The organism is Pseudomonas sp. GW822-FHT04C11 (assembly GCF_058800905.1).
In genome coordinates this window covers 1,266-1,738 of the sequence record NZ_JBXAMS010000040.1, presented here as the reverse complement: position 1 = coordinate 1,738, position 473 = coordinate 1,266, and the positions used below count along the sequence as shown (strand labels likewise).

Genomic DNA, 473 nt, shown 5'->3' with positions numbered 1-473 from the left:
CGATCCCTACGACTCCGACGCGTAAAGCACAACCTTGTGGCGAGGGAGCTTGCTCCCGCTGGAGCGCGAAGCGGTCCCAAAACCATTCGATGCGGTTTTGCTGGAGGACCGAGTGACAGGGGGGTTACGACTGCTGCGCAGCCGAGCGGGAGCAAGCTCCCTCGCCACAAGGGACTGTCGGCTGTCAGACAGTCCGCGTCAGGTCTTTCACCAGCACCTTACGGCTGCCAGTAACTCTTTTCCTCACTCAACTTCTGTTCGGCCAGCAATCCAGCCTTCGAACTGGAAGGTTCGCGGCGTCATGTGGCGTTGGCGATTCAGCAGATGATTGTGCTGGGCGAGTTGCTGGTAAATCGGGCGCTGGATAATTTCGATCCGTACGACTCCGACGCGTAGAGCACAACCTTGTGGCGAGGGAGCTTGCTCCCGCTGGAGCGCGAAGCGGTCCCAAAACCATTCGATGCGGTTTTGCT

General features: G+C 59.2%; 1 pseudogene. It reads left to right on the top strand.

Annotation, left to right across the window (positions count from 1 at the left end):
• Window positions 1–270: 270 nt before the first annotated feature.
• Window positions 271–396: pseudogene (locus AC1RJ3_RS29595) on the top strand (DUF6124 family protein); the annotation flags it as partial.
• Window positions 397–473: the final 77 nt, after the last annotated feature.